Source organism: Dyadobacter sp. CY351, assembly GCF_021502625.1.
In the GTDB taxonomy this organism is placed as follows: domain Bacteria; phylum Bacteroidota; class Bacteroidia; order Cytophagales; family Spirosomataceae; genus Dyadobacter; species Dyadobacter chenhuakuii.
The window spans coordinates 623,722-648,473 of the sequence record NZ_JAKFFU010000002.1 but is presented as its reverse complement, the minus strand read 5'-3'; the positions used below and the strand labels follow the sequence as shown (position 1 = coordinate 648,473).

The window sequence follows — 24,752 nt, the reverse complement described above, 5'->3', positions numbered from 1 at the left end:
CAAAAGCCGCCCCTAACCGGGACGGCTCTAAATTATCTTGTTAAGAAACGATCGGTGTTCAGACCGGATCTCAGTAAAATGAATGCTTGTAATCTTCCACGGAAGTCATGATCACCTCGTGTGCTTCTTCTCTGCCGTATACATTGGTAATTTCAATGTGGGCTTTTTCACCCGGCAAATTCTTGTAAGTCAGGAAGTAGTGTTTCAAACGCTCTACAATTCCTTCCGGCAGCTCGCTAAGATCGGAAAAACCGCCGTAGACTTCGTCACCTTTCAAAACGGCAATGATTTTGTCATCTGCTTCACCACCATCGATCAGACGGATTCCGCCGATAGGCTTCGCAGTGCAAAGAATGTCGCCGTGCGAAATGATTTTTTCACAAAGAACCAAAACGTCCAGCGGGTCACCATCGCCTTCCGTTACGTCTCTTCCCGAACGCTCGCGGGCAAGCGCTGCGATCTTTTCTGAGCAGTACGTTTTAGGGATAAATCCGTAAAGTGCCGGAACGATGTTGGAATATTTTTGCGGGCGGTCGATCATCAGATAGCCCGTTGCTTTATCAATTTCGTATTTAACTGTGTCGGTAGGAACAATCTCAATAAAGGCAGTTACGAGGTTCGGTGCATTATCCCCCATCGGGATTCCATGCCAGGGATGTGCTTTGTGTACGTTAGCGATCATTATTTGTGTAATAGTAATACTTTTTAAATGGATAAATTTTTTAATAACGTTGATTGTGGGGGTTAACCGACCTTATCTGCAATGTTATAATCTCCTGTTTTTGACACAGATTGTTTTACAAATAATTCCCCGAGAAAGCCCGCAAGAAACAACTGTGAACCTACCATGATCGCAACCAGGGCGAGAAAAAACAACGGATTATCGGTGACATTCCGATAGGGCTGCAAATGGTAAATGTTGTAAATCTTTTTGCCTAAAAGCCAGAAAGCTATAATGCTTCCCAGAAAAAACATGAGTGTTCCCAGACTGCCAAACAAATGCATGGGCCTGCGCCCAAACTTATTCACAAAGGCAATCGAAAGCAAATCCAGAAAGCCAAAAATGAAACGTTCCAGTCCGAATTTCGTCGTGCCGTATTTTCTTGGACGATGCTGCACCACTTTCTCCCCGATCTTGCCGAAGCCATTCCACTTGGCGATCACCGGAATGTAACGATGCATTTCCCCGTAAATCGTAATGTTTTTGACCACTTCCTTGCGGTAAGCTTTCAGGCCGCAATTGAAATCGTGCAGCGAAACGCCGGAAATGCTGCGGGTGGCCGCATTGAATATTTTGGTAGGAACAGTCTTGGTAATCGGGTCGTAACGCTTCTTTTTCCAGCCCGAAACCAGGTCATAGCGGTCCTCTTTGATCATTTTGTAAAGCTCCGGGATTTCGTCCGGGCTGTCTTGCAGGTCGGCGTCCATGGTAATGATCACCTCGCCTTTTGCCGCCTGAAAAGCCGTTTGCAATGCGGCCGTTTTGCCATAATTTCTTACAAAACGCAATCCACGAATGTTCGGGTTTTCTTGTGAAATGTTTGAAATAACGTCCCAGGAGCGGTCTTTGCTGCCATCGTCGACAAAAATCACTTCATAGGAAAAGCCATTTTCATTCATCACCCGCGCAATCCATTCACTGAGTTCTGGCAATGATTCTTCCTCATTGTAAAGCGGAACGACAACGGAAATCTGGATAGCTGATAGAGTCATGAATGTATAATAGCAAAGCCCAAAACCGGGATCACCGGGCAAAGTTCGTGTTTTTCCCGATCAAAATATCATATAAAAATCTTTGAGCAAATCCTTGGCCGGCTGATTATAAGTCGTCCCGTCGAGCTCATATATGTAAAGTTCTCCGTTAATGTCCTTATTATGAACCGGTTCTGTTCGCTGAAAGGTCATCAGGTGACGAAATGCTCTCTTGCCTTCCTGGTGAAACAATGTAAGTTTTCTGGTCAAAACCCAGCCGGATGCCAATGCTTTTGTCAAAAACTGTTTGCCCTCATCAACCGGAAAAAGAATGTTGAACTTTCCGCTTTCTGACAAAAGCGTGTCGATAGCAGTCAGTAATTCGGCGAAATCCAGCGATTTTGCGTGGTGGGCAATGTTCTTTTTATCTAACGGAGAAAGCAGATCGGACTGAAAAAAGGGCGGATTGGTGATAATGACGTCATATTTATGCTCGGAAGTAAATTCCTGAACGGCAGAGTGAAAAAGCCTGATCCGGTCATGATAAGGGCTGTTTTCCACATTCTCACCGGCCTGGTAAAAAGCCTCTGCGTCAATTTCAACGGCATCGATGATGCCATAGGAATTCCGTTGTGCGACCATTAAGGAAAGCAAACCCGTTCCCGCTCCAATATCCAGAATGTAGTCGGCGTCGTCGACATCGGCCCAGGCACCCAGCACGCAGGCGTCGGTGCACACTTTCATGGCGCATTTGTCTTGCTGCACCGTAAAATTCTTGAAGCGAAAAGAGGAATTTCGTGCCATAACCGTTCTATTTTCTACCAAAGTCAGCCGGGTTTTCGCCCCAGTATTCGGTTTCCCATTTCAGGATCTTGTTTGAAAATTTGTTGGCCGCAAGCCATCTTTCGGCGCGTTGCAGCATTTCAAAAACAGGTTTATTCCTCGGCGTTAGCGCCAGTTTAGTGTTCGCATGCTTCTTTTTAACCCAGGCAATGGCCGTTCTGGAATCGCTGTAAATGGGCAGATCGCTTTCCTTTTTCTGCAAATAAGCCAATGCGTGCACGATCGCCAGAAACTCCCCAATGTTATTCGTCGCGTCTTTGAATGGCCCCTGCAAGAAAATCCGTTCGCCGGTCTGGTAATAAATGCCCTGATATTCCATGTCGCCCGAAGCCGTATTCCAGGCCGCATCCACGGTAATGCTGTTTTTTATAGGTTTTCCAATGCTCGCGGGCGCTTCTTTGGTGATCGCGGGTTTGTTTTCCTTTTTAGCTACAAATTCCCAATAATTCCGCTGAATGGCCGCTTCCGCCTCTTGTATGGATTCAAAGGACTTGTAACGCGCGTCTTCAAAACCCTTAATCTGTGCCTCACACTCTTTCCAATCCGTAAAAACGCCCGTTTTCCTGCCCTGCCAGACGACGTAGTATTTTGTTTTCTTCGCCATTAAGCTTTTTCTTCCCAGATCTGGGCAATGTTTACGATCACTTCTACTGCTTTTTCCATGTCCTGAACCGACACCCATTCGAGTTTTGAATGAAAAGCGTGTTCTCCTGCAAATATATTAGGGCAAGGCAAACCCATGAATGATAATCTTGAACCGTCAGTGCCTCCCCGAATACTGCGCTGGATTGGATCTAAACCGGCTTTTTGCATCGCTATCAATGCATTTTCTAAAACTTCCGGATGCTGGTCCAGGATTTCCTTCATATTCCGATATTGCTCGGTTACTTTGAATTCCATGCTGGAATGCGGGTAACCGGCCAGCACATTGTCAGCAATCTCCTTCAATTTCGCTTCTTTTTCAAGCAATCCTTCAACTGTGAAATCACGGATGATAAAGCCTAATGTTACTTGTTCCTGGATTCCTTCGATTTGGGTCGGATGGATAAAGCCTTCTTTTCCTTCGGTGGTTTCTGGGGATAATGTATCTTTGGGCAAAGCAGCGAGAATTTCTCCGGCAATTTTCAATGCGTTTTCGAGCTTGCCTAATGCGTATCCCGGGTGCGTGCTCACGCCGTGAATCGTGATTTTGACGCCGTCTGCCGAGAATGTTTCGTCTTCCAATGTGCCTACTGCCTCGCCGTCAACGGTGTAGCCGAAGTCCGCGCCTAGTTTCGCAATGTTCACATGCTCCGTTCCGCGACCAACTTCTTCATCCGGCGTGAACAAAATGCGAATGTTACCGTGCTTGATCTCAGGATGTGTGACCAAATATTCTGCCGCAGCCATAATTTCAGCAACGCCTGCTTTGTTATCCGCGCCAAGAAGCGTGGTTCCGCTGGCTGTAACGATATCATTACCAATCTGTTGATCCAGATCATGCAGTTCACTCATTCTTAAAATCTGCGATGGATCGTCCGGCAAAACAATGTCAGCGCCGTTCCAGTTGTGATGCACGATAGGCTTTACATGCGCGCCTGACACGTCCGGGGACGTGTCCACGTGCGAGCAAAAACAAATGACCGGAATGTCCGTTTTCTCGGAATTGGAAGGAATGGTCGCGTAGACGTAACCATGCTCGTCCAGGTGCGCATCTTCAATTCCAAGTTCCTGTAATTCAACGACAAGCTGATTGCTCAGATCGCGTTGTTTGGCAGTGCTCGGAAAACTCTCGGAATTCGGGTCCGACTGCGTGTCTATTTGCACATACCGAAGAAAACGTTCCAGCACAGATGTCATAAAAGCAGCATTTAATATTTAGGAATCCCTGCGCGATCAGTTCAGGATGGAAGTCAGATCGGCGGGCGAATAATTGATATTTTTCAATGTTTTGTCATCTGCTTTTCTGTAAACCAGATATTTGCCATTGTCTTCTTTGTAATAGCAATCCGTGCCCTTGGCTTCATAATGCGCCACAGTCGCCTCGGCCTCTTCAATGTTAAGGCATGCTTTCGACATATTCGAACGCTGGACTTCATCAAACAAAGCCCTGAACTTTTCCCCTAAACCAAATTCCAGAACTGCCCCCGACAATACATATTGCAGGTCACAAAGCGCATCCGCGATTTCCACAATGTCCTTTTCCAGAATGGCCACTTCCAGCTCTTTCAATTCTTCCGCCAGCAACGCCACACGCAACCGGCTCCGCTCTTCGGACGGAATGGTTGGCGTTTCGAGAATGGGATGTTTAAATGTTTTATGAAATTCAGCGACCTGGTTAAGGCTGTCCAATTGTTGCATGTCTTTTTGTATTAATTAAAAATTTCAAATATAAATGTGCTCTAAATCACCAGATTGGTCTTAAAAAGCTTGATCGCGATCGCCAGCAGGATGATCCCGAAAACTTTCCTGAGAATGTCTGTCCCACCTTGTCCGAGTTTTTTTTCAAGCCAGTTAGAAGATTTCAAAACCAGATAAACAAAGAAAAGATTGAGCATAATGCCGACCAGAATGTTCTCCGTTTGGTAAGCCGAACGCAAGGAAAGCAATGTGGTCATGGTGGCGGCGCCGGCAATGAGCGGAAAGGCAATGGGCACAATGGAAGCGACGCCTACATCTAGATTATCGTGCTTGAAAATATTTCTGCCTAAAATCATTTCCATACCAAGCAAAAACAGGATAATAGCGCCCGCAATGGCAAATGAGGCCACATCCACTCCAAACAAACTCAGCAAACGCTCTCCCAAAAACAGGAAAAGAACCATGATAAACCCTGCTGCCAATGTGGCTTTTTCAGATTCAATCTTGCCCAGCTTCCGGCGGAAATCCACGATCACGGGCAACGAACCCAGGATATCGATGACCGAGAAAAGGATGAGTGTTACGGAAACGATTTCCTTGAAATTAAACATGGGGCTATGCCAGGTGATATGTCCGCAAAGTTGCTTAAAACCCACTGCTTACACAACCCTTAATGCTATTCGAACCAAAATTTAGGCCCTAGGAAGCGCTTCCGGGAAGAAAATTGAGGAATGTGTTGAACTGCTTTTTATACTTTTCCTCGTCAATTTTATAGAAGAAAGCACCCTTTTTAGAAAAGCCCTTTTGTTTCTCGTCCAGCTTGACTAACAAATTGGTAGAAAGCAGCTTGCGCGAGAAGTTTCGCTTATCCAATTCTGTTCCAAAAATTGCTTCATAGAGTTTCTGCAATTGTGGAATGGTGAATTTTTCAGGAAGCAGCTCAAAACCGATCGGATGCTGGGAAGCCTTGTAACGCAAATGCTGAATGGCCATTTCAACCATGGAACCGTGGTCAAAAAGCAATTTGGGCAGTTCCTGGATCGGGAACCATTGTGCTTCGAAGTTTTTAGAAAGCTTATGATCGTAATCCTCTACATTGATCAAGGCGAAATAAGCCACCGAAACGGTCCTTTCGACCGGGTCGCGCTGCGGGCTTCCGAATGTATGGAGCTGTTCTAAGTAAATATCTGTGAGGTTGGTAAGCTCAAAAAGAATGCGGGTTGATGCACCTTCAAGGCTTTCGTCGGGCTGCACCCAGCCGCCCATTAAGGACCACGTGTGATGCTCGTCCTCGATGCCTCTTTTGACCAATAACAATTTTAATTCTTCGCCGTCAAAACCGAAAATAATGGAGTCCAGAGCGACCAGACACTTGGTTTGGGCCTGATATTGTTTTAATATATCTAATCGCACAACTTGATACTGCGGGGGTGAGTAATTAATATTTAGTTAATAAAGCAAATCGCCCCTATTACTACTCATTCGCTATTTTGAAGAGAAGGAAACCAGAAAATCCTTTAATGTCCGGATCTCGCTATCGGTGATCGCCGGAAAATTGGCGATCCGAAAACTGACCTCCTTATCCTTCCCGTAACCATTCCCAAGCACAATTCCGACTTGCAAAGCCGCCTTTTTAATCGCCACAATGCGTTCTTTCGAATCCTTAACCGCAACCACCGTTTCTGAACGGACAGCCTCGTTTTCCACTAAAAGACGGTAACCGTTTTCAGGCAAGAATTTACACCAATCCTGCGCGCGTTTGTGCGTCTGCTCCGCGACGGTTTCAATAGGCAGAACCTGCTTCATAACCCTACCCATCAGGTATATACCCAATGTATTCGGCGTGTAAGGTGTCTGAAATTTCAGGAAATTATCACGGATAAAAAGCAGGCTGTTGTAATGCGACCGGTTGCCAACGGCAATGGCACGTTCCACGGCTTTCGGCGAGACGATCATCACGCCCATGCCAGCAGGCAGGCCAAAACACTTTTGAACCGACCCATACCAAACATCCGCACTGTCCCAGGGAAGCACGACGCCAGCCATCGACGAAGTGGCATCAACGGCGATCATGTTTTCACATTGAGCACGTAATGTGTTCAGGAACTCAGAAGTTAGCGCAGTCCCGTTGGAAGTTTCGTTGTGTGTCAGACAAATGATTTCATTCGCAGCAGGCTTTGTTACCGTATTTAGATCCGGCTCTTCGTTGGTTTCGAAAAAATAAGATCGTGCAGAACCCGTCAGCTTTTGGGTGTATTCCATCCATTTTTCACCGAACGCACCATTGTAAATGTGCAGACTGGCATCCGAAATGAGATTTTCGGCGATGATTTCCCAGCACTCTGTTGCCGATGAAACGAAATAAACCTCGTAATCATCAGGCACATTCAGCTTGGTTTTCAGGTTACGGATCGCGTCTTCCAGCATTTGCATGAAAGCCGTGCTTCTGTGATTGGCACTGATGACGCCACTCTCGAATGCTTCTTGCAAATAGCGGCCAACCTCGTCGTAAACTTTGGAAGGGCCCGGATAAAAGGTTATCATTTTAAGATCAGATAAAGCCTTCGCGCACCATTGCTTTTTCCAGCTTTTCACCCAATGCCTGGGAAGCTTTCAGCAACGGCAAACGCACCGCAGAGCTGCATATCCCTTTGATTTCCAGACATTTTTTAATACCCACCGGATTGGATTCAACGTATAGTAGGGTGTCGAATTCAAGGAAAGCAAGCTGCAACTTGGAGGCTTCTTTGAAACGGCCTTCCAATGCATGCCAGGTCAGTTCGCCAAATTCTTTCGGGAATGCGTTGGCAATCACCGAGATGACACCATGCCAGCCCACGCTTACCATGGTCGTTACAAGGTTATCGTCGCCTGAAAGCAACAGGAAATCATCCGGCACGCGGGAAGCGAGTTCCATACTTTGCTCGATCGAACCACCGGCGTCTTTAATGCCGATAATGTTGGCATGCGCAGCCAGCGCAACGATCGTATCCGGCTTCATATTGATCACCGTGCGACCGGGAACATTATAGAGCAGAACAGGAACAGGAGAGGCGTCTGCTATGGCCGTAAAATGGGCGATTATGCCTTCCTGCGTGGGTTTATTATAATAGGGACAAACCGAAAGAATGGCGTCCACGCCTGTAAAATCCGTTTCCTTAATGCAATCCAGCACGGATTGCGTATCGTTGCCGCCCAATCCGTAGACAATAGGAAGCGATTTGGAGTTATTTTTAATTGTAAATGCCAGGATCTCACGCTTTTCGCGGGAATTTACCGTAGGCGATTCGCCGGTTGTCCCCTGCACCACAAGGTAATCCGATCCGCCTTCTGTTACCAGGTCGATCAGTCTTTTCAAACCCGGGTAATCAATTGCATTCTGCTCATCAAAAGGTGTAATCAGCGCCGCTCCTACCCCTTTGAAACGTTGGTCCAATGGCATTATTTACTTATATAATTGGTTGAAATTTAAAACACAAAGTTAGCTTTCTGAGCCATTTTTCATCACTTATTCTCGATCATCGCTAAAAATTCTTCCTCGCTGAGAATGGTAACGCCCAATTTGCGCGCCTTTTCGAGCTTGGCAGGCCCCATATTATCGCCTGCAAGCAAGTAATTGAGCTTACCCGAAACGCCGCTTAGGACCCGGCCGCCATTGACCTCGATTTTCAATTTGAGATCGTCCCTTTCAAAATTCTCGAAAACGCCGGATATCACAAAGGTTTTGCCTTCCAGCATGTCGCTTTCGAGTTCAACAGGCTTTTCGTCACTTTCCATCTGGATGCCCGCAGCCTGCAAGCGTGCCACCAATTGCTGGTTTTCGGGCACGCTGAAATAGGAAGCAATGCTCTCCGCGATCCTTCCGCCAATTTCCGGGACGGCAATGAGCTGGTCGTAAGTGGCCAATCGCAACGCATTCATGGATTTGAAATAAGCGGCCAGTTTCTCAGCCACCGTCGCCCCCACAAACCTGATTCCCAATGCAAAAAGCACATTTTTAAAAGGAACCGTTTTGGATAGATTTATACCATTCAGAATGTTCTCAACCGTTTTTTCGCGGAAGCTGATCTTCTTCACCTTGCCCGTTTCTTCATTAAGAATGTTCTTTTCGAGGCCGAGAAGCGTTTCATTAGTCAGGTCGTAAAGATCAGCAGGTGTCCGCACAAGGCCGAGATCGAAGAGCAGTTCTATTTTCCCTTCGCCCAGACTTTCAATGTTCATTGCTTTCCGGTGAATAAAATGCTCGATCCGGCCCTTCAGTTGCGGTGGGCAATGGCTGTCATTGGGACAGAAAAAGGCGACTTCACCTTCATTGCGCTGTAATTCGGAGCCGCATTCGGGGCAATGTGTGGGAAAAATTAAAGGTTCAGTTGGGAATTTTTCGCGTTGTGAAATATCTACGCCTGTTATTTTCGGAATGATCTCACCACTTTTTTCGACAAAAACTGTGTCCCCGATTTCCAGTCCCAGCCGCAGCACTTCATTGGCATTGTGCAATGTAGCCCGCTTCACGCGCGTCCCTGAAAGATGAACGCCTTTCACTTTGCTGTAAGGCAATGCGCGTTCGGTAATGTCGCACAGGTTCGCCACCGGCGTCACGGCTCCCGTCCGCCCGACCTGATAAGTCACGATGCGCAGGACGGCGGGTTTATTTTCAGCTTTGTATTTAAATGAAATGGCCCAGCGTGGGCTTTTAGCCGTAAAATCGAGTTCGCGCTGCTGTTCAAAAGAGTTGATTTTGACTACAATTCCGTCCGTTGCGAGCGGAAGAGTCAGTCGTTTTTCCTCCCATTCATGAATAAATTCTAAAACCTCATCAATGGTCTGCACTTTTCTCCAGCCCGGCGAAACATTAAAACCCCAGGATTTAAGCCCCAGCAAGCTTTCTTCGTGGCTTTTGAAAAATTCTGTGTCAGTAAGAAAAGAATAGAGATAGCAATCCAGTCCGCGCCGTGCCGTTTCCGCAGAATCCTGTAACTTGAATGATCCCGACGCCGCATTCCGGGGGTTGGCATATTGATTTTCACCCAATGTGTCCATTTCCTCATTCAGCTTTTGGAAGGACGTAATGGGCATAAAACCTTCGCCGCGAATTTCAAAAACAGGCGGAACATTCTCAGCTTTTACCCTTAATGGCAGCGAACGGATGGTCTTTACATTATTGGTGATCTCATCCCCGCGCGTGCCGTCGCCGCGCGTCACCCCACGCACGAGCACGCCATTTTCGTAAGTAAAACTCAGTGAAATCCCGTCAAATTTGAGCTCACAAATGTATTCATACGGCTCCCCATCCAATCCTCGGCGCACGCGGTCATCGAAATTCCTTAGTTCCTGCTCGTTATAGGTGTTATCCAGCGAAAGCATCGGATAACGATGGTAAACTGTGTTGAAATTCTTGGTAATCGTCCCACCGACCCGCAGCGTTGGAGAATCTTCCTGCCGCAGTTCAGGGTATTGATCTTCAAGCGCCTTTAACTGTTTCAGCAACTGATCGAATTCAAAATCCGAAACCTCAGAAACATTGTCCTGGTAATAACGGTAATTCAAATGCTGCAATTGGTCTACAAGCTCCTGGATTTGTTGTGCTGGGTTCATGGTAAGGCGGCTAAAACAGATAGTGCTCAAATTTAAGAAGCGTTCGCGCCGATTTCAAATAGTGCAGCCCTTCGTTACTTTTTTTGAAAACCGCGTATCAATGGAAAAACAAATCAAACACTTGTCTTTCTTTGATACACAAACTCGTATGAATCATTTCAAAAATTCATTAATTTTCCTAAAAACTCGCTATGCACATGAAAAGCACAGAAACAATCATCTGGCAGGACTGGGATCTCTCACAGATCATAAACGGGGAGGAAATCATGTCTCCTAGCCCACAAAAGCCTCATCAGAATGCGTCCCGGAATTTGCAATGGACTCTTGAAAATTATGTCAGAGAGTGGGATTTGGGTGCTATCTGGAATGCTCCGTTCGATGTTATTTTTGAAGAAGATTACAATCGCCTGCAACCGGATCTTATTTTTGTTTCAAAAGAAAAAGAAGACATTGTCCAGGACTGGATCCGTGGTGTGCCGGATATGGTAGTCGAAATCGTATCAAAAAGCACCATTAAAATGGATACGGTTGTTAAGAAAGAAATTTATGAGCGCTATGGCGTGCAGGAATATTGGCTTTTGAAACCGGAGAAGCGGGTTTTGGAAATTTATGTGTTAAATAATGGCCGATATGAAATGTACGCTTCGTTTGGCGAAAATGATGTGGTTAGCTCACCATTATTTTGCGATTTGGCGTTCAAGTTGAACATTATATTCTAATTTCGGCCTGAACTAAGATTTAAAATTCATGGCGGAAATTGCTCCTTCGATACTTGCTGCTGACTTTGCGAATTTACAACGGGACGTAGAAATGCTGAACGTGAGCCAGGCAGATTATATACACGTTGATATTATGGACGGCATGTTTGTGCCGAATATTTCTTTTGGAATGCCCGTTTGTGAAGCCGTTCACAAGCATGCCACAAAGCCATTGGACGTGCATTTAATGATCGAGCAGCCGGATCGTTATCTGGAAGCATTTGCAAAAGCAGGCGCATCTATACTGACCGTACATTACGAAGCCTGTCCGCATTTGCACCGGACTATCCAGCACATTAAGGAAGTGGGTGCGTTGCCCGGCGTTGCATTGAACCCGCATACGCCGGTGGAAGTGCTTTCGGAGATCCTGGGGGATGTTTCGCTGGTGCTAATTATGTCCGTAAATCCAGGTTTCGGCGGGCAGAAATTTATACAAAACACGTATCAGAAAATTGCCAGATTACAGGCTTTGAAAGAAAAATTTGGCTACACATTCAAGATTGAGGTGGATGGCGGCGTTAATCTTGACAATGCGCCTTTGCTTGTAAAAGAAGGCGTGAACATTCTGGTTGCAGGAAGCTTTGTTTTCAGTTCGGACGATCCGCTGAAAACCATTACCGACCTGAAAACCAGCTGATTTTCAAGGTTCCGAAACACCCCGATATGTTAAAAGATTTTTCCCGACCAGGACTATGAAGTGGCTCAGATACTTCATTTTCAGCATTTTCGCGGCGTCCGGCCTGGCAGCTATTAATGTCTCCCAAAGGCCGGAGCTGGCTGTCGCTAAATTTCCTTTGAAAATCAGCCCGAATGGCCGCCACATCACCGATAATAATGGCGTTCCGTTCCTGATGGTGGCCGATGTGGCCTGGCAAATGCTGCGTAAGCTGAGCTATACCGATGCGATTCATTATATGGATGCGCGCAAGTCTCAGTCATTCAATACATTCCTGGTTCAGCTTTTGCCCGCACTTCCCAATCAGCGGAATTTTAATAAGACCCTTCCATTTCAGGATAACGATATTTCAAAACCCAATAAGCCCTATTTCGACTATTTTGACAAGATTATTGCCGCAGCAAAAGAGCGTAACCTTGTCGTGGGCATTGTGGTTTCCCGCAAAAGCTGGAATGCGATTTTCGATGCGCAAAATCCAACGGTTTGGAAATATTACGGTGCCTATGTCGGTAAGCATTTTGCCAAGTACAGCAATGTGATCTGGATTGTGAGTGAGGAAGAATATCAGACAGCCGCTCAGTTTGAGGCTATTGCGGACGGAATCCGTTCCGTTTCCGAAGGTCAGATCCTAGCGTCGCTGAGCACTTGCTCGCCTTCGAGTGTGAACGACAGCTCAAAAGTCAGATCAGACCTAAAATTCATTATTCCGGATTCTACGGTGACGCCCGCTGAGTATGCGGCGCTGGCCAACTGGCAAAAAAACTCAGCCGAAGTTGCATTAAGGCCATTTTTAATCGCCAATTCGGAGTTCCCCAAAGAAATAACGGATCAGTCTGTCTTGATCAGAAATCAGGCTTACCAGTCCATCATGAGTGCTGCTGCGGGCTTTTGCCATATGAGCACGATCAAAAATTTCAACCCGACATGGAAAGTTAACATCGATAAAGACGGCGCGGAATACATTCATGAACTCGTCAAAATCCTGAAAGGCATTCCCTGGGAATATATGCAACCCGAAAACATCTCAGAACTGCTTCCCGATTCAACCGATAAGGCTGACATAGGCATAGTTTCTTTATCCAATAAGAAAATGTCCATGTTATACTTGCCCGAATCGCGTCCGGTGCGGCTTAACCTCAATTATCTCAACGGGACGGACTTTGGAGCCGTCTGGTATAGTCCGCGCACGGGAAAAAGATGGTCAGGAGGTGAGTTTAGGGCTGCGCCGGAAGCGGTTGTTCAGCCACCCGATTCACAGCCGGGCTGGGATTGGATTCTCTTAATAGGAGCAAAAAAATGAATAAAACCTTACTCTTCAACGTTTTTCTGCTGCTTTCGGCAGTTGTTATAAATAAAGGATACGGTCAGCAGATTTTGTGGGCTAATAAAGTGCTGGGCTATTCTTCCGAAAACCGGCCCGCGCAGTACGGGCACGCCTTCCGCGCAAAACAAATTCTCGGCATTCCTAACAAGCTTCCTGATTTCGGGAATAGTCCGTGCGCCTGGATGCCCGCCGATCCGGATGGCCGGAATGAAGAGTGGATTAAGGTCGGTTTTGAAAAAACAATTTCCCTGAAACAGGTTGCTATCGCAGAAAATTTCAATCCGGGCGCCATTGCCCGGGTGTATGCCTATGATGAGTCTGGGAAGGAATTTCTTATTTCCGACACACCCGCAGCACAGCTCAATGTCAAAGGCAGAATGTTCAGGATCTTTCCAAAACAACAGAATATCCTGGCCAATGCGATCAAGATTGTGATGCAACCTTCGAAAGTTTCGGGAGCGAATCAAATCGATGCAATAGGCATTTCCGACGACACGACGCCCATTGAAGCTGTCATTAACATTGCAAAAGGGCCGCTTTTGAAAACCAAACGTGAAAACATGGGAGCGGCGATCAACAGTCAGGGCCAGGAAGTTGCGCCTATTATTGCCCCCGATGGCAAAACGCTTTATTTCACGAGAGGCAATTTTCTGGGCAATGTAGGCACGTCAGAAACACAGGATATCTGGTATTCCAAACTAAATGAAAAAAATGTCTGGGGCGCAGCGGTGAATATGGGCCCGCCGATCAATAATGCTGCTGATAATGCTATAACAAGCATTTCGGCAGACGGCAAAACCATTTATGTTATCAATGTTTACCGGCCGGACGGCTCCATGGAGTTAGGATTGTCGCGCTGTTTTCAGACGAAGACGGGCTGGACTTTTCCCAAAGAATACAAAATCAACAACCTCAGGGAAAGCATTACGGGCAATAATAAGATCAAACAGGTCGAAAGCATGGAAACCACGGTTTCGCCGTATGGTAATGTGATGATCATCTCGGTTGAGCGCAGCGATACGGAAGGAAAAAAGGACTTGTATGTTTCCTTTCTGCAATCGAGCGACAGCTGGTCGGAGCCGCTGCATCTTGGAAATGTGATCAATACGGCCGATTATGAAGGAACTCCGTTTTTGGCATTGGACAACAAAACATTATATTTTTCCTCACACGGACACAGCGGCTACGGAGCCGGTGATTTGTTCCTCACCCGCCGGCTGGACGACACCTGGGTCAATTGGTCGAAACCTGAAAACCTTGGCCCGGTGATTAATACTTCGCTTTGGGATGCTTATTTTAATGTTCCTGCAACGGGTGATTATGCCTATTTCAGTGCCAGCGAAAAGGTTTCGGGGCAGGAAGATATTTTTCGTGTAAGGCTTACTCCCGAGACACGCCCGGATCCGGTGGCCATCATTTCCGGGACCATCCTGGAAGCAGAAACAAACAAGGCTGTGCGTTCCGACCTCATCGCACAGATCAAGAAAAACAATGATGTTTTCACAAAAGCAACATTTGACCCGGAAACCGGCGAGTACCGGCTTATTTTGCCGCTGAAAGAAATTTACCGCATTACGGCCTCTGAAAACGGCTATTTCCCTTTTACTGAGGAAATTGATTTATCCAAAGACACCACATTACGTAACATCCGGAAAGACCTTTATCTGCAACCGATCAAAGCGGGGCAGCGGATCAGGCTTAGCAGCACCATGTTTGCGCAGAGCAGCGCCGAAGTGATCCGGTCGTCTTACCCGGAGCTGGACAGGATTGTTTCGGCTATGACAAGTTATCCGGCAATGGAAATTTTGCTGGAAGGACATACAGACAATCAGGGCGAAGTCCAAAAAAATGTGAAGCTGGCGGAAGACCGTGTGCAACAGGTCAAAAAATATCTTTTATCAAAAGGAGTAGACGGCAAAAGGATCCAGACAAAGGCCTGGGGACCAGCCAAACCCATTGCCAGCAACCTCACTGAACAGACCCGCCAGAAGAACCGGCGCGTGGAGTTTACAATTCTTAAAATCTAAAAAATATCCTATAAAGGGAATTTTGCTTAATTTCGCGGCAACTCGGTCTGTTTCCCAATTTTTGGGCAAAATAGAACGATACAGAAATTTTAGCGCACATCAACTTTCTTAAATGTCTTCAAACCGTACGAACGAAACTCTGAAAACCTGGCTCATTTTCGCTGTCATTTTAATTGCGGGAACTGCGCTCAGGCTTCACAATCTGGATCGTTACAGTATTTTCTTCGATGAGAGAAGCACAATGGTGATCAGCCAGGGTGTTGTGTTGGAAGGTGCCAACCAAAAGGAAGTTTTTTCTAAGCTGACATTATCGGATTCGCAGTTCTGGAAAACACCTGAATTCAGCCTCAGGCCGCCAAGAGTCTTACGCTCATTTACTTACAACGAAAATTATGCCCCGCGTGCATTTACACCCGCCGAGTTTTGGGCACCCAAAACAATAGAAGATTATTACGAAGCCAATAACCGGAGTGATATTGGAAACAGCCCTTTCTATTATCTGCTGCTGCATTATTGGATGGAGGTTTTCGGTCTTTCGGACTTCTCCGCGCGATCCCTTTCTGTGCTTTTCAGCGTGCTCATCATTGGTGTGGTATACTTGTTCGGAAGGCGTTTTTTTGGGGTTAATACAGGACTGATTGCCGCTGCGATCGTGGCTATCGAGCCGTTTTTTATCGGTTACAGCCAGCAAGCGCGCAGTTACTCCTTAATGTTCTTCCTTACCCTGCTTGCTACCTATTTCTTTTTACAAATCATTGAAAGAGAGGCTGCAAAGCGGAAAACAACCCGGCTTTACATAGGCTACATTATAACTGCAGGATTAAGCATCCTATCCCATTTTCTTTCTATTGCGGTCCTTTTGGGGCACGCCTTATATGCTTTACTTTTTCTAAGGAATGTCAAAGGTTGGATAAGAATGGCGGTTTCGGCCGTAGCGGCTTTGTCTGGTGTGGCCTGGTGGATGATTTATGGCGGCGGGACGTATACGCTGCATACGCTTAATTATCAGGCAGCGCTCTACAAAAGAATGGCCGAAACACGGCCTATGGACAATCCTTTCGGCATTATTTTACCTGCCACAATTGGTAATGTGTTCACCAAAGCGCTGCCACTTTTTTCAGACCTAATTATTTTTACCAACGGACTGACGGATGCCCTTGCCGGCAGAAAGAATGTAATTGTTTCTATATCAATTGGCGTGCTGCTGATCATTTGGTATCGGTTCAGAAACCACATTAAAATGAATGACGGAGTGAAAGCGGCTATTCCTTTCGTTCTGGCCATTTCCGGTGCTGTATTTTACTCAAATCATAAGCTGCAATTCATCATTCTTTCGGTCAGTATTTTTGCACTCTCCTTTATTCCCGATGTGCATATGCAGGCTGATAAGCAGCATAGGAGACGGCTTTGGATCGTCTATATTATGGCGCTGTTTCCAACGATCTTTTTGATTATTATGTCGTTCAAAAACGGCCATACATATGGATTGATGCAACGATATTCGGGTTTTTCGTTTCCCTATGCGATCATATTGCTGAGTCTTTTGCTGCAATATTACAACACCATTAAGCTGGAATTCAGGGCATTGATCTTTGTTGGCTTAGCTTGTCAGTTGTATTTTGTTTCGTTACGGCTTGGAGAATTCTATGCAGACCGGTCGGTGAAATACGGCTATTTTTCGACACCGCGGGCTCCTAACCCTTACTATGAGGCGGCGCAAAAAATTAAGGAATTGTATCAGGAAGGCGACACGATCCTGTATCCCGCTTCCCGCTATCCGATTTTATCAGAAATGGACAGGACATTCCTCTCCTATTCGGTTCAGGACGCGCAGGTGACGAATTTGTATCTGCCCAAAGACGCCCAATATGTGCAGGTGATGGACACGACACAGACTACACATATTTTACTTAAAAAAGCAGGAAATCCTGAACCGGTTGTGATCAAGAAATTGAAAGGGCTGCGTTACGGATTGGAGTAGGCAATGTAGGCTGATATCAAAAGCCGACAAATAAGATTTTGTATATTGCACTCTCAAAATCGAAGATTTGACCTTTATTTAGTGAGATTTTCTTAATATCGACATATACACAGGCATGACCGCAGAAGAGATATTGAATGACCCAAGACAGATAAGCGGAGAACTTCGGCTTAAAATTCTGGGTCTCTACCACAAAGCAAATGCCGGTCATATCGGCTGCTCATTAAGCTGCATTGATCTGATGATCGCTGTTCTTTTTCTGCAAAAATCGGAGGAAGACACCTTTATTTTATCCAAAGGACACGCCGCCGCCGCATTATACGCCTGCTTGAATGTTACAGGCGAAATTACAGACGAAGAACTGGACACTTTTTACCTGGACGGCACCTCACTCCCAGCCCATCCGGCCCCAAGGCAATACAAAGGAATTCCTTTCGCAACCGGCTCATTGGGTCACGGCCTCCCCATTGCAACCGGAATCGCTCACGCAGCAAAAGTCGGCGGAGAAGAAACTTATTCATTCGCGTTGCTTTCAGATGGCGAGACAAATGAAGGAACAACCTGGGAAGCAGCACATTATGCGATCCAAAATCAGCTGGATAACTTGTTTATGATTGTTGATAAAAACGGTTTGCAGGGTTTTGGTCCAACGGATAAAGTGTTGGGAGAAACAGCCTCCGTTGAGAAATGGAATGCAATCGGTTTTGAAACGATAGAGGTTGACGGTCACGACATTAATGCGCTAAGTCTGGCTATTGACGAACTTAAAACGCACAAGAACGGGCTGCCAAAGGCGATTATCGCAAACACTGTGAAGGGCAAGGGAGTGTCCTACATGGAGCATAAATTAGAGTGGCATTATTTACCAATGAACAAAGACCAATACGAGCAAGCCACGCTGGAAGTAAAGGAACGCTACTTTAATGAATTGACGAATGCTTGACCAATTGCCGGTTTTCCGCGATAAAATAGAAAGTTTAAAAGGGCCAGTTTTTGTTTTTGGTGCAAGCGGCTTCATCGGAGCCAATCTTTTCAACGAAATTTTTAAGATCCGAAAGGACTGTTATGCGCTCACACATGACGCAACAAAAGCATGGAGGCTGAAATTGCTGAATGTTCCTTTTGAAAACATTGTCCATTGCGATATCCTTTCCAACAACTCTGTTCAAGAGGTTTTTGAAAAATATAAACCGCAAACGATTTTTAATCTGGCGGCCTATGGCGCTTACAGCAAGCAAAATAATGTCAACCTGACCTATGAAACCAATGTCATCGGGACTGTTAACATTCTGCAAAACTGTACGACCGAAATGGTTTATATCCATGCGGGAAGCAGTTCGGAATATGGCTTCAACTGCACTTCTCCAAAAGAAACTGATCGCGTTGAGCCAAACAGTCATTATGCGGTTTCCAAGGTTTCAGCGGCCTATTTATTAGAATATTATGCCAAAGTTTTCAACCTGAAAACGCTTAATCTCAGACTTTACTCCATTTATGGATACTGGGAAGAGCCGGACCGGCTGATCCCGAAACTAATCGAAAACGCCCGGAAAAAGCAACTTCCTTCGCTCGTATCTCCGGATATAAGCCGTGATTTTGTTTTCATAGAAGACTGCGTGGAAGCGTTTCTAGACGCGGCATTAAAGATTAACAAGGAAACTTCAGGGAAGTCCTACAACATTGCAACGGGTCGTAAAACAACGATGGGCGACCTCGTTGATACGTCCAGACGAACATTCAACATTACGCAGGAGCCGCAGTGGGGCAGCATGTCCAACAGAAAATGGGACCTTGCTGAATGGTTCGGCGATCCGAGCGCATTTGAAACGGACTTTGGCTGGAAAGCCCGGACTTCGCTGGAAACCGGCCTTTCAAAATACAGTGACTGGCAGGCGCAGATAAAATACGAAGACCGTGTCATTCCTGCTTTCGAAAACCCGAAACTGAATCCGATCATTACCGCGATCATCGCTTGTTATAAGGATGCGCAGGCTATCCCGTTCATGTACGAGCGGCTTGTGAAGACTTTCAATGATCTGAAAGTGCGCTATGAAATCATATTTGTCAATGATAACTCGCCTGATAATCAGGAAGAAGTGATTAGCCAGATTTGTGATAAAGATCCTAATGTTGTTGGAATCAGTCACTCGCGTAATTTCGGATCTCAATCTGCATTTTTGAGTGGAATGGAGATTGCAACGGGCGATTGCGTGGTTTTAATGGATGGTGATTTACAGGATCCGCCGGAAATTATCCCTGCTTTTTACGAGAAATGGATGGAAGGATTCGATGTCGTTTATGGCGTTAGGGTTCAGAGGGAAATGAAACCGCACATTCACTTTTTCTATAAATCGTTCTATAAAGTATTTCAGGGACTCAGTTATATTTCGATTCCCCGCGATGCCGGCGATTTTTCTATGATTGATCGCAAGGTTGTTAAGGAATTGGTAGATCTGCCTGAAACAGAGCAGTTTCTGCGTGGATTGCGCGCGTGGGTTGGTTTCAAGCAAACGGGCGTTCCTTATGTAAGGCCGGAGAGAATGTTTGGCGTATCAACCAACAACTGGACAAAAAACATTTGGTGGGCAAAAAAAGCGATTTTCTCGTTCAGCTTTGCTCCGTTAGAATTGATGAGTTATGCAGGTTTTGCCTTAACCGGATTTTCGATTTTAGGGATTATCTGGCAAATCTTAGCGAAATTCGTGTTTTTCAGGGACACACCGCAAGGCATCAGCACCGTTATTGTATTGGTTGTTTTCTTTGGAGGGTTAACCATACTTGGCATTTCGTTCCTGGGAGAATACATTGCCAAGATCTTTGAAGAAACCAAAAAGCGACCAAAATACATCCGGACCAGAATCCGCCGCGGCTCAAAATCATACAAAACCGCAGACGAGATCCGGACGTTAGTGAAGCAATTGAGGAAGTAATTGCAATAGTCAAAGCATCATCATACAAACCGAATGAGAAAAGAATTTTCAAACGCTATGGAGCAGTTGGCAGTGGAGGATGACTCCGTTGTCTTCATTACTGGCGATCTTGGCTATAATGCATTGGAAAATTTGCAGGCCAAAATGGGTAAAAGATTTATAAATGCTGGTGTTGCTGAGCAGAATATGGTCGGCGTGGCAGCAGGATTTGCGCATAAAGGCTATAAAGTTTTCTGTTACAGCATTGCCCCTTTTATCGTTTACCGTTGCTTAGAGCAGTTTCGGAATGATGTGTGTTTCAATAACTTGCCCGTATTCCTTGTCGGGAACGGCGGTGGTTATGGATACGGAATCATGGGAAGCAGCCATCATACAATTGAAGATCTGGCTTGCCTGAGCGGCCAGCAGAACGCAAATGTGTGGGTTCCTGCTTTTGCTGATGAAGTGGAACCTATGATTCAACAGATTGTCACTGACGCGCGCCCCGCTTACCTGCGTTTGGGCGCGGGAAAAACAACTCCCGACAACAGTTACATTTCAGGTTCATTCAAAGTAATCCATGCGCCGGAAACGGCTGAAATTACAGTTTTTGCATTAGGACCAATTGCTAATAATGTCATGACCGCCCTTTCACTTTCGGAAGATCTTACAGCGAAGGTGAATGTGATTACGGCAATGCATTTCCCTTTGCAAATTACCGACGAAGTGGAAACGCTCATTCGGAAAGCGCCTGCAATTCTTGTGGCGGAAGAACACATCAGCATTGGCGGATTGGCGCAACAGCTTTCTGTCCAGCTTTTGGAGAAAGGCATTTTTCCCCGGGCTTTCAAAAGCCTCAGAGCGGAAGGTTATCCGAACGCCCGTTACGGAAGTCAGACATATCACCAGAAATTATCCGGCCTGGATCCTGATTCCATCGTTTCCCACATTGGTCAGTTAATGATTCCGGCATGACGAAAAAGGCTTTAACTATCTTTCTGAGCCTGATCCTGCTGCTACCGGTCCTGATTTATTTTATGGTCTGGAATTATTATGCTATTAATATTCCAAAATTTGACGACCACGCTTTAAAAGAATTTATCCTGTATTATTCCCAGGCGTCGTCCTGGAAAGAGAAGATCTGGCTGCTTTTTAAACAGCATAATGAGCACCGGATTTCCTTAACAAGGCTCATTTCGTGGTGGGACTATTCGTTATTTGGATCATTGAATTACCGGCATCTGATGACAGCCGGGAATCTGTTGCTTTTGGCTGTTATCCCGCTTTGGTACGAACTGCTAAAAAAGAACAAAAAGCCCTTATCTGCCCTATTACCCGTTCCTTTTCTCTGGCTTACACTTGCATTTTGGGAAAATATGTATTGGGGAATGGCTGCGATCCAGAATTTTGGTGTCGTTACTCTGGCAGTCTGGACGTTGTATTTGTGTATCAATTTTAAAACACTACCCTTCGTAATTTCCCTTATTCTTGCTGGCGTCACCATCCTGACGAGCGGGAATGGTTTGCTGGTTCTTCCGCTGGGCGCACTGCTATTATTCCTGACGGGCAATAGAAAGCGCTTCGCATTGTGGCTTGTTGTCAGTGCCGTTGAGATCTTCTGCTATTTCAATTGGTATACTAAACCGGAATCCAATCCCGAATCCAAAGCAACCATTTTCCAGTTCATTAAGGGCTACATGGCATTTCTGGGATCATTTGCGGAATCTTTTCCAGTTGCCGACCACATTAAGGTTTGCTTTTTTATGGGGATCGTTTTGTTCCTGGTTGCTATTTCTATTGTTTCCACCACGCTGTTCCGAATCGTGCGGAATAAATACAGCCAGAAATTTGAGCGCATAACCGACCTTTTCTGTCTCGGAACTATCCTTTTCATTCTGGCCACTGCATTAATTGTGGTTTACAGCCGTGCCGGATTTGGATTTGACACACTCGTAACCAGCCGTTATAAGATTTACTCGGTGCTCTTGCTGATTGTCGCGTATTTGTATGTGGTTATTCCGATTCGCGGAAGCTTTCTTTCACCCTATGTGACATCAATTGTTTTCCTGGGCGTGATATTCAACATTTTCAGCTACCATTATCATTTGGTTGACGCTTATAACTTGCGCAAGGAGTTAACGACTTCGCAGTTTAACTGGACTTTTACAGACAAAGAACTGAAATCCCCGACTGACACTTCGTTTGCGGCCAATATAGTCGAGAAAACTCCCGTTTTCTATAATAAGCTTCTCCCGCTCATTTCCGTGGCCGACCGCCAGACTTATGCCGGAAACTCGCGCGGCCTGACCGAATTATACGATCGCACTACTTTTAAAGCTGGCGAAGAAAATCTGACCATTGAAAATAATACTTTTACCAGCCAGAGATTGCAGGACAGCGGCATATACATTTTGCTCAGTTCCAAAGAGCGATATTACCTGTTTCCAGCATTGAGAACGCGTAATACAAGCCGTAAAGAGCTTTTTTTGAAACAATATTACTTTGCACCGGGATTCAGGGCGAACATTCCTTTTTCCGAAATGGACAAAGGGCTTTATGATGTTGCATTAATCAGGCAGCAGGGAGATCAAACGGGCATTCTGTTTCAAAACCAGAAAGTGCGGGTAAAGGAAACTAAGAAAAAGACAGTGAAGGTAAACTGGTAATTATGCGCAGCACATCACAGGGACACATTATTCAACTTGATGGAATCCGCTTCATTGCCATCGCACTGGTGCTGATCGAACATCTGTTTGTAGAAATCAACACGGTGCCCGTCGGCGCTACAGGAGTGACAATCTTCTTTGTACTAAGCGGCTTTTTGATTTCCCGGATTCTTCTGAAAAGCAAAGAGAAAAACTATGAACTGGAAGGCGGGTTCAAAAAATACTTAAGCAAATTCCTGATCCGCAGAACAATAAGGATCTTTCCGGTCTATTATCTGACCATTTTCCTGCTCTATATCTTCAATGTGCCTCCCGTAAGAGAAAAACTGGGCTGGCTGGCATTGTACGGGACAAATATTTACATGGCCTGGAATAAAACCTGGATGGGTTCTATGGATCATTTGTGGTCGCTGGCCGTTGAAGAGCAGGTTTATTTATTCTTTCCTTTCCTTATATTTTTTATTCCAAAAGGCAAGCTGGTTCCGGTTTTGGGCATTATGGGCTTGCTAAGCCTTGCATTTCGTTTTTACTATTTCTACACACATCCGAATTTTGCCCTGGACGACTGGATTGTTACGTATGTAAGTACGCCAGCATGTCTGGACTCATTTGCGTTGGGTGGCTTACTTGCGTGGTTGCAGCTTTACAGGAACGATTTTTTTGAGAAGCTTTTCAGTAAATCATGGCCCGTTGTGCTTGCATTCGCTATATGGGTCCTGCTTCAATTCTGGTCTAAAACATTTGATAACCGTTTCAATGTATCATTTGTTGTCCTGGACAGAACGGTGTCGTCCATCTTCGGCTTTTTCCTGATCGGGCGGGGCGTTATGGGCTATACGGGAATCATGGCCGCTTTTCTGGAAAATCCAGTGAGCATTTACTTAGGAAAAATCAGTTACGGCTTGTATCTCTATCACAATTTCGTCTATAACCACTTTCATAGTGGCCCTATGCACCCTACTGTTCGCATTTTCCGGAAAATCTATCAATATGCTCCGGAACTGAAAGGCTCGGTTGCCTTTGAAGCGCTGGTCGTGATCCTCTTAACGATTGCTGTCGCTGCTGTCTCCTGGCACTTTTTTGAGAAGCCCATTAATGCCTTGAAAGACAGGTACGCTTAGTAATTTATCATTACCCATAGCCCGGTTACAGGCTTTATTTATTAATTTCGCGCAACCATACCAAATAAGTTTCTGCATGTCGTACCTTCTTAGTATAGTAATGCCCGCATACAATGAACAGGATTGTATCGAAAAGGTAGTATATAATTGGACTAATTTCTTAAAAAATAAATTTCCCAACGACAATACAACACTGATTGTAATCAATGACGGTTCGAAAGACAATACGAAAGTGCTTTTGGACAAATTACAGCAGGAGGTTAGCAATCTGACAGTTATCAATCAGAAAAACGGTGGTCATGGCAATGCAGTCGTAAATGGCTATCGCAAAGCGCTTGAACTGAATTCGGAATATGTTTTCCAGACAGACAGCGATGATCAGTTCGTTTCCGATGACTTCGATAAACTTTGGAACAAGCGCAGCCAATCGCAGTTTATACTAGGTTACAGACAAGTAAGGCACGATGCCGGCGTCCGTTTGTTCATCACAAAATTCCTTCGCGGAACGATCTCGACGGTTTATGGCACATTCATTATGGACAGTAACATTCCTTTCCGTTTGATCAAAGGAACGTTCCTGCAAAAACTGATGAACCAATTGCCTGATCCTGAGCCTTTCGCACCTAACATTTTCTTGTCTGTGATGGCCAAAAAATCGGGTCAGGAGTTGTTCGATATCCCCATTACACATAAAGACCGCGAAACCGGAACGGTTTCGATCGTCAAATGGAACCTGTGGAAGGTTTGTATACGCAGCTTTAAAGAACTGTTGCGGTTTCGCCTGGAACTCAATGATAAAGTGAGAGCGATCCGTGCTTAA

Annotated in this window: 22 protein-coding genes; 11 read left to right on the top strand and 11 right to left on the bottom strand. The window is 45.6% G+C overall.

The features are described 5' to 3' along the window. Positions 1-70: 70 nt before the first annotated feature. From L0660_RS04780 to ligA, 11 genes are all read right to left on the bottom strand, one after another. Positions 71-682 (bottom strand): inorganic pyrophosphatase, encoded by a 612-nt coding sequence (locus L0660_RS04780; RefSeq protein ID WP_255699004.1) that lies wholly within the window; start codon positions 680-682, stop codon positions 71-73. 62 nt (positions 683-744) lie between these two features. Beyond that, the gene (locus L0660_RS04775; protein ID WP_026630960.1) at positions 745-1,713 is read right to left on the bottom strand and encodes a glycosyltransferase family 2 protein; all 969 of its coding nucleotides are present in this window, start codon (positions 1,711-1,713) and stop codon (positions 745-747) included. A gap of 60 nt (positions 1,714-1,773) precedes the next feature. Beyond that, positions 1,774-2,496 carry a tRNA1(Val) (adenine(37)-N6)-methyltransferase gene (locus L0660_RS04770; RefSeq protein ID WP_235158381.1) on the bottom strand — a complete coding sequence of 241 codons (723 nt, stop codon included), beginning with the start codon at positions 2,494-2,496 and terminating at the stop codon, positions 1,774-1,776. 7 nt (positions 2,497-2,503) lie between these two features. Then, on the bottom strand, positions 2,504-3,139 hold the full coding sequence (locus L0660_RS04765) for a viroplasmin family protein (RefSeq protein ID WP_235158380.1): 636 nt from the start codon (positions 3,137-3,139) through the stop codon (positions 2,504-2,506). After that, on the bottom strand, positions 3,139-4,374 hold the full coding sequence (gene pepT, locus L0660_RS04760; protein ID WP_235158379.1) for a peptidase T: 1,236 nt from the start codon (positions 4,372-4,374) through the stop codon (positions 3,139-3,141). The genes L0660_RS04765 and pepT overlap by 1 nt, the downstream gene beginning before the upstream one ends. 36 nt (positions 4,375-4,410) lie before the next feature. Next, a complete protein-coding gene (locus L0660_RS04755; RefSeq protein WP_235158378.1) occupies positions 4,411-4,875 on the bottom strand; it encodes a nucleoside triphosphate pyrophosphohydrolase family protein in 465 nt (154 codons plus the stop codon). Positions 4,876-4,916: 41 nt separating this feature from the next. After that, positions 4,917-5,486, bottom strand: coding sequence for a MarC family protein (locus L0660_RS04750; protein ID WP_233795800.1), 570 nt, complete (start codon positions 5,484-5,486; stop codon positions 4,917-4,919). Between the two features lie 88 nt (positions 5,487-5,574). Next, entirely contained in the window at positions 5,575-6,288 is a 714-nt protein-coding gene (locus L0660_RS04745; protein ID WP_235158377.1) for an NrtR DNA-binding winged helix domain-containing protein, read from the bottom strand. A gap of 72 nt (positions 6,289-6,360) precedes the next feature. Next, positions 6,361-7,419 carry an aminotransferase class V-fold PLP-dependent enzyme gene (locus L0660_RS04740; protein WP_235158376.1) on the bottom strand — a complete coding sequence of 353 codons (1,059 nt, stop codon included), beginning with the start codon at positions 7,417-7,419 and terminating at the stop codon, positions 6,361-6,363. Between the two features lie 7 nt (positions 7,420-7,426). After that, positions 7,427-8,317, bottom strand: coding sequence for a 4-hydroxy-tetrahydrodipicolinate synthase (dapA, locus tag L0660_RS04735; protein ID WP_235158375.1), 891 nt, complete (start codon positions 8,315-8,317; stop codon positions 7,427-7,429). Between the two features lie 62 nt (positions 8,318-8,379). Then, a complete protein-coding gene (gene ligA / locus L0660_RS04730) occupies positions 8,380-10,470 on the bottom strand; it encodes an NAD-dependent DNA ligase LigA (RefSeq protein WP_235158374.1) in 2,091 nt (696 codons plus the stop codon). A gap of 197 nt (positions 10,471-10,667) precedes the next feature. On the opposite strand from ligA, the gene L0660_RS04725 reads away from it, so the two are divergent. From L0660_RS04725 to L0660_RS04675, 11 genes are all read left to right on the top strand, one after another. Continuing rightward, the gene (locus L0660_RS04725; RefSeq protein ID WP_235158373.1) at positions 10,668-11,189 is read left to right on the top strand and encodes a Uma2 family endonuclease; all 522 of its coding nucleotides are present in this window, start codon (positions 10,668-10,670) and stop codon (positions 11,187-11,189) included. Positions 11,190-11,217: 28 nt separating this feature from the next. Beyond that, a complete protein-coding gene (gene rpe / locus L0660_RS04720) occupies positions 11,218-11,865 on the top strand; it encodes a ribulose-phosphate 3-epimerase (protein WP_235158372.1) in 648 nt (215 codons plus the stop codon). 55 nt (positions 11,866-11,920) lie between these two features. Continuing rightward, positions 11,921-13,204, top strand: coding sequence for a DUF4038 domain-containing protein (locus L0660_RS04715; protein WP_235158371.1), 1,284 nt, complete (start codon positions 11,921-11,923; stop codon positions 13,202-13,204). After that, positions 13,201-15,255 (top strand): OmpA family protein, encoded by a 2,055-nt coding sequence (locus tag L0660_RS04710; RefSeq protein WP_235158370.1) that lies wholly within the window; start codon positions 13,201-13,203, stop codon positions 15,253-15,255. Before L0660_RS04715 ends, L0660_RS04710 begins: the two co-directional genes overlap by 4 nt. Before the next feature lie 112 nt (positions 15,256-15,367). Next, a complete protein-coding gene (locus tag L0660_RS04705; protein ID WP_235158369.1) occupies positions 15,368-17,236 on the top strand; it encodes a glycosyltransferase family 39 protein in 1,869 nt (622 codons plus the stop codon). A 115-nt stretch (positions 17,237-17,351) separates the two neighbouring features. Further along, positions 17,352-18,179, top strand: coding sequence for a transketolase (locus L0660_RS04700; RefSeq protein ID WP_235158368.1), 828 nt, complete (start codon positions 17,352-17,354; stop codon positions 18,177-18,179). Further along, positions 18,172-20,166, top strand: a complete 1,995-nt coding sequence (locus L0660_RS04695) for an NAD-dependent epimerase/dehydratase family protein (RefSeq protein ID WP_233795789.1) — start codon at positions 18,172-18,174, stop codon at positions 20,164-20,166. Before L0660_RS04700 ends, L0660_RS04695 begins: the two co-directional genes overlap by 8 nt. Before the next feature lie 33 nt (positions 20,167-20,199). Beyond that, positions 20,200-21,120 (top strand): transketolase family protein, encoded by a 921-nt coding sequence (locus L0660_RS04690; protein ID WP_233795786.1) that lies wholly within the window; start codon positions 20,200-20,202, stop codon positions 21,118-21,120. After that, positions 21,117-22,811 carry a hypothetical protein gene (locus tag L0660_RS04685; RefSeq protein WP_235158367.1) on the top strand — a complete coding sequence of 565 codons (1,695 nt, stop codon included), beginning with the start codon at positions 21,117-21,119 and terminating at the stop codon, positions 22,809-22,811. The genes L0660_RS04690 and L0660_RS04685 overlap by 4 nt, the downstream gene beginning before the upstream one ends. Before the next feature lie 2 nt (positions 22,812-22,813). Beyond that, the gene (locus L0660_RS04680) at positions 22,814-23,932 is read left to right on the top strand and encodes an acyltransferase (RefSeq protein WP_235158366.1); all 1,119 of its coding nucleotides are present in this window, start codon (positions 22,814-22,816) and stop codon (positions 23,930-23,932) included. Between the two features lie 76 nt (positions 23,933-24,008). Next, a complete protein-coding gene (locus tag L0660_RS04675; protein ID WP_235158365.1) occupies positions 24,009-24,752 on the top strand; it encodes a glycosyltransferase family 2 protein in 744 nt (247 codons plus the stop codon).

What these genes read in the sequence shown, in the direction of transcription:
- L0660_RS04750 (WP_233795800.1), bottom strand. Translation starts at nt 5,486, where the DNA reads ATGTTTAATTTCAAGGAAATCGTTTCCGTAACACTCATCCTTTTCTCG.
- L0660_RS04705 (WP_235158369.1), top strand. Translation starts at nt 15,368, where the DNA reads ATGTCTTCAAACCGTACGAACGAAACTCTGAAAACCTGGCTCATTTTC.
- L0660_RS04690 (WP_233795786.1), top strand. Translation starts at nt 20,200, where the DNA reads ATGAGAAAAGAATTTTCAAACGCTATGGAGCAGTTGGCAGTGGAGGAT.
- ligA (WP_235158374.1), bottom strand. Translation starts at nt 10,470, where the DNA reads ATGAACCCAGCACAACAAATCCAGGAGCTTGTAGACCAATTGCAGCAT.
- L0660_RS04685 (WP_235158367.1), top strand. Translation starts at nt 21,117, where the DNA reads ATGACGAAAAAGGCTTTAACTATCTTTCTGAGCCTGATCCTGCTGCTA.
- pepT (WP_235158379.1), bottom strand. Translation starts at nt 4,374, where the DNA reads ATGACATCTGTGCTGGAACGTTTTCTTCGGTATGTGCAAATAGACACG.
- L0660_RS04700 (WP_235158368.1), top strand. Translation starts at nt 17,352, where the DNA reads ATGACCGCAGAAGAGATATTGAATGACCCAAGACAGATAAGCGGAGAA.
- L0660_RS04740 (WP_235158376.1), bottom strand. Translation starts at nt 7,419, where the DNA reads ATGATAACCTTTTATCCGGGCCCTTCCAAAGTTTACGACGAGGTTGGC.
- L0660_RS04725 (WP_235158373.1), top strand. Translation starts at nt 10,668, where the DNA reads ATGAAAAGCACAGAAACAATCATCTGGCAGGACTGGGATCTCTCACAG.
- L0660_RS04770 (WP_235158381.1), bottom strand. Translation starts at nt 2,496, where the DNA reads ATGGCACGAAATTCCTCTTTTCGCTTCAAGAATTTTACGGTGCAGCAA.
- L0660_RS04775 (WP_026630960.1), bottom strand. Translation starts at nt 1,713, where the DNA reads ATGACTCTATCAGCTATCCAGATTTCCGTTGTCGTTCCGCTTTACAAT.
- L0660_RS04765 (WP_235158380.1), bottom strand. Translation starts at nt 3,139, where the DNA reads ATGGCGAAGAAAACAAAATACTACGTCGTCTGGCAGGGCAGGAAAACG.
- L0660_RS04695 (WP_233795789.1), top strand. Translation starts at nt 18,172, where the DNA reads ATGCTTGACCAATTGCCGGTTTTCCGCGATAAAATAGAAAGTTTAAAA.
- L0660_RS04710 (WP_235158370.1), top strand. Translation starts at nt 13,201, where the DNA reads ATGAATAAAACCTTACTCTTCAACGTTTTTCTGCTGCTTTCGGCAGTT.
- L0660_RS04715 (WP_235158371.1), top strand. Translation starts at nt 11,921, where the DNA reads ATGAAGTGGCTCAGATACTTCATTTTCAGCATTTTCGCGGCGTCCGGC.
- L0660_RS04680 (WP_235158366.1), top strand. Translation starts at nt 22,814, where the DNA reads ATGCGCAGCACATCACAGGGACACATTATTCAACTTGATGGAATCCGC.
- rpe (WP_235158372.1), top strand. Translation starts at nt 11,218, where the DNA reads ATGGCGGAAATTGCTCCTTCGATACTTGCTGCTGACTTTGCGAATTTA.
- dapA (WP_235158375.1), bottom strand. Translation starts at nt 8,317, where the DNA reads ATGCCATTGGACCAACGTTTCAAAGGGGTAGGAGCGGCGCTGATTACA.
- L0660_RS04780 (WP_255699004.1), bottom strand. Translation starts at nt 682, where the DNA reads ATGATCGCTAACGTACACAAAGCACATCCCTGGCATGGAATCCCGATG.
- L0660_RS04675 (WP_235158365.1), top strand. Translation starts at nt 24,009, where the DNA reads ATGTCGTACCTTCTTAGTATAGTAATGCCCGCATACAATGAACAGGAT.
- L0660_RS04755 (WP_235158378.1), bottom strand. Translation starts at nt 4,875, where the DNA reads ATGCAACAATTGGACAGCCTTAACCAGGTCGCTGAATTTCATAAAACA.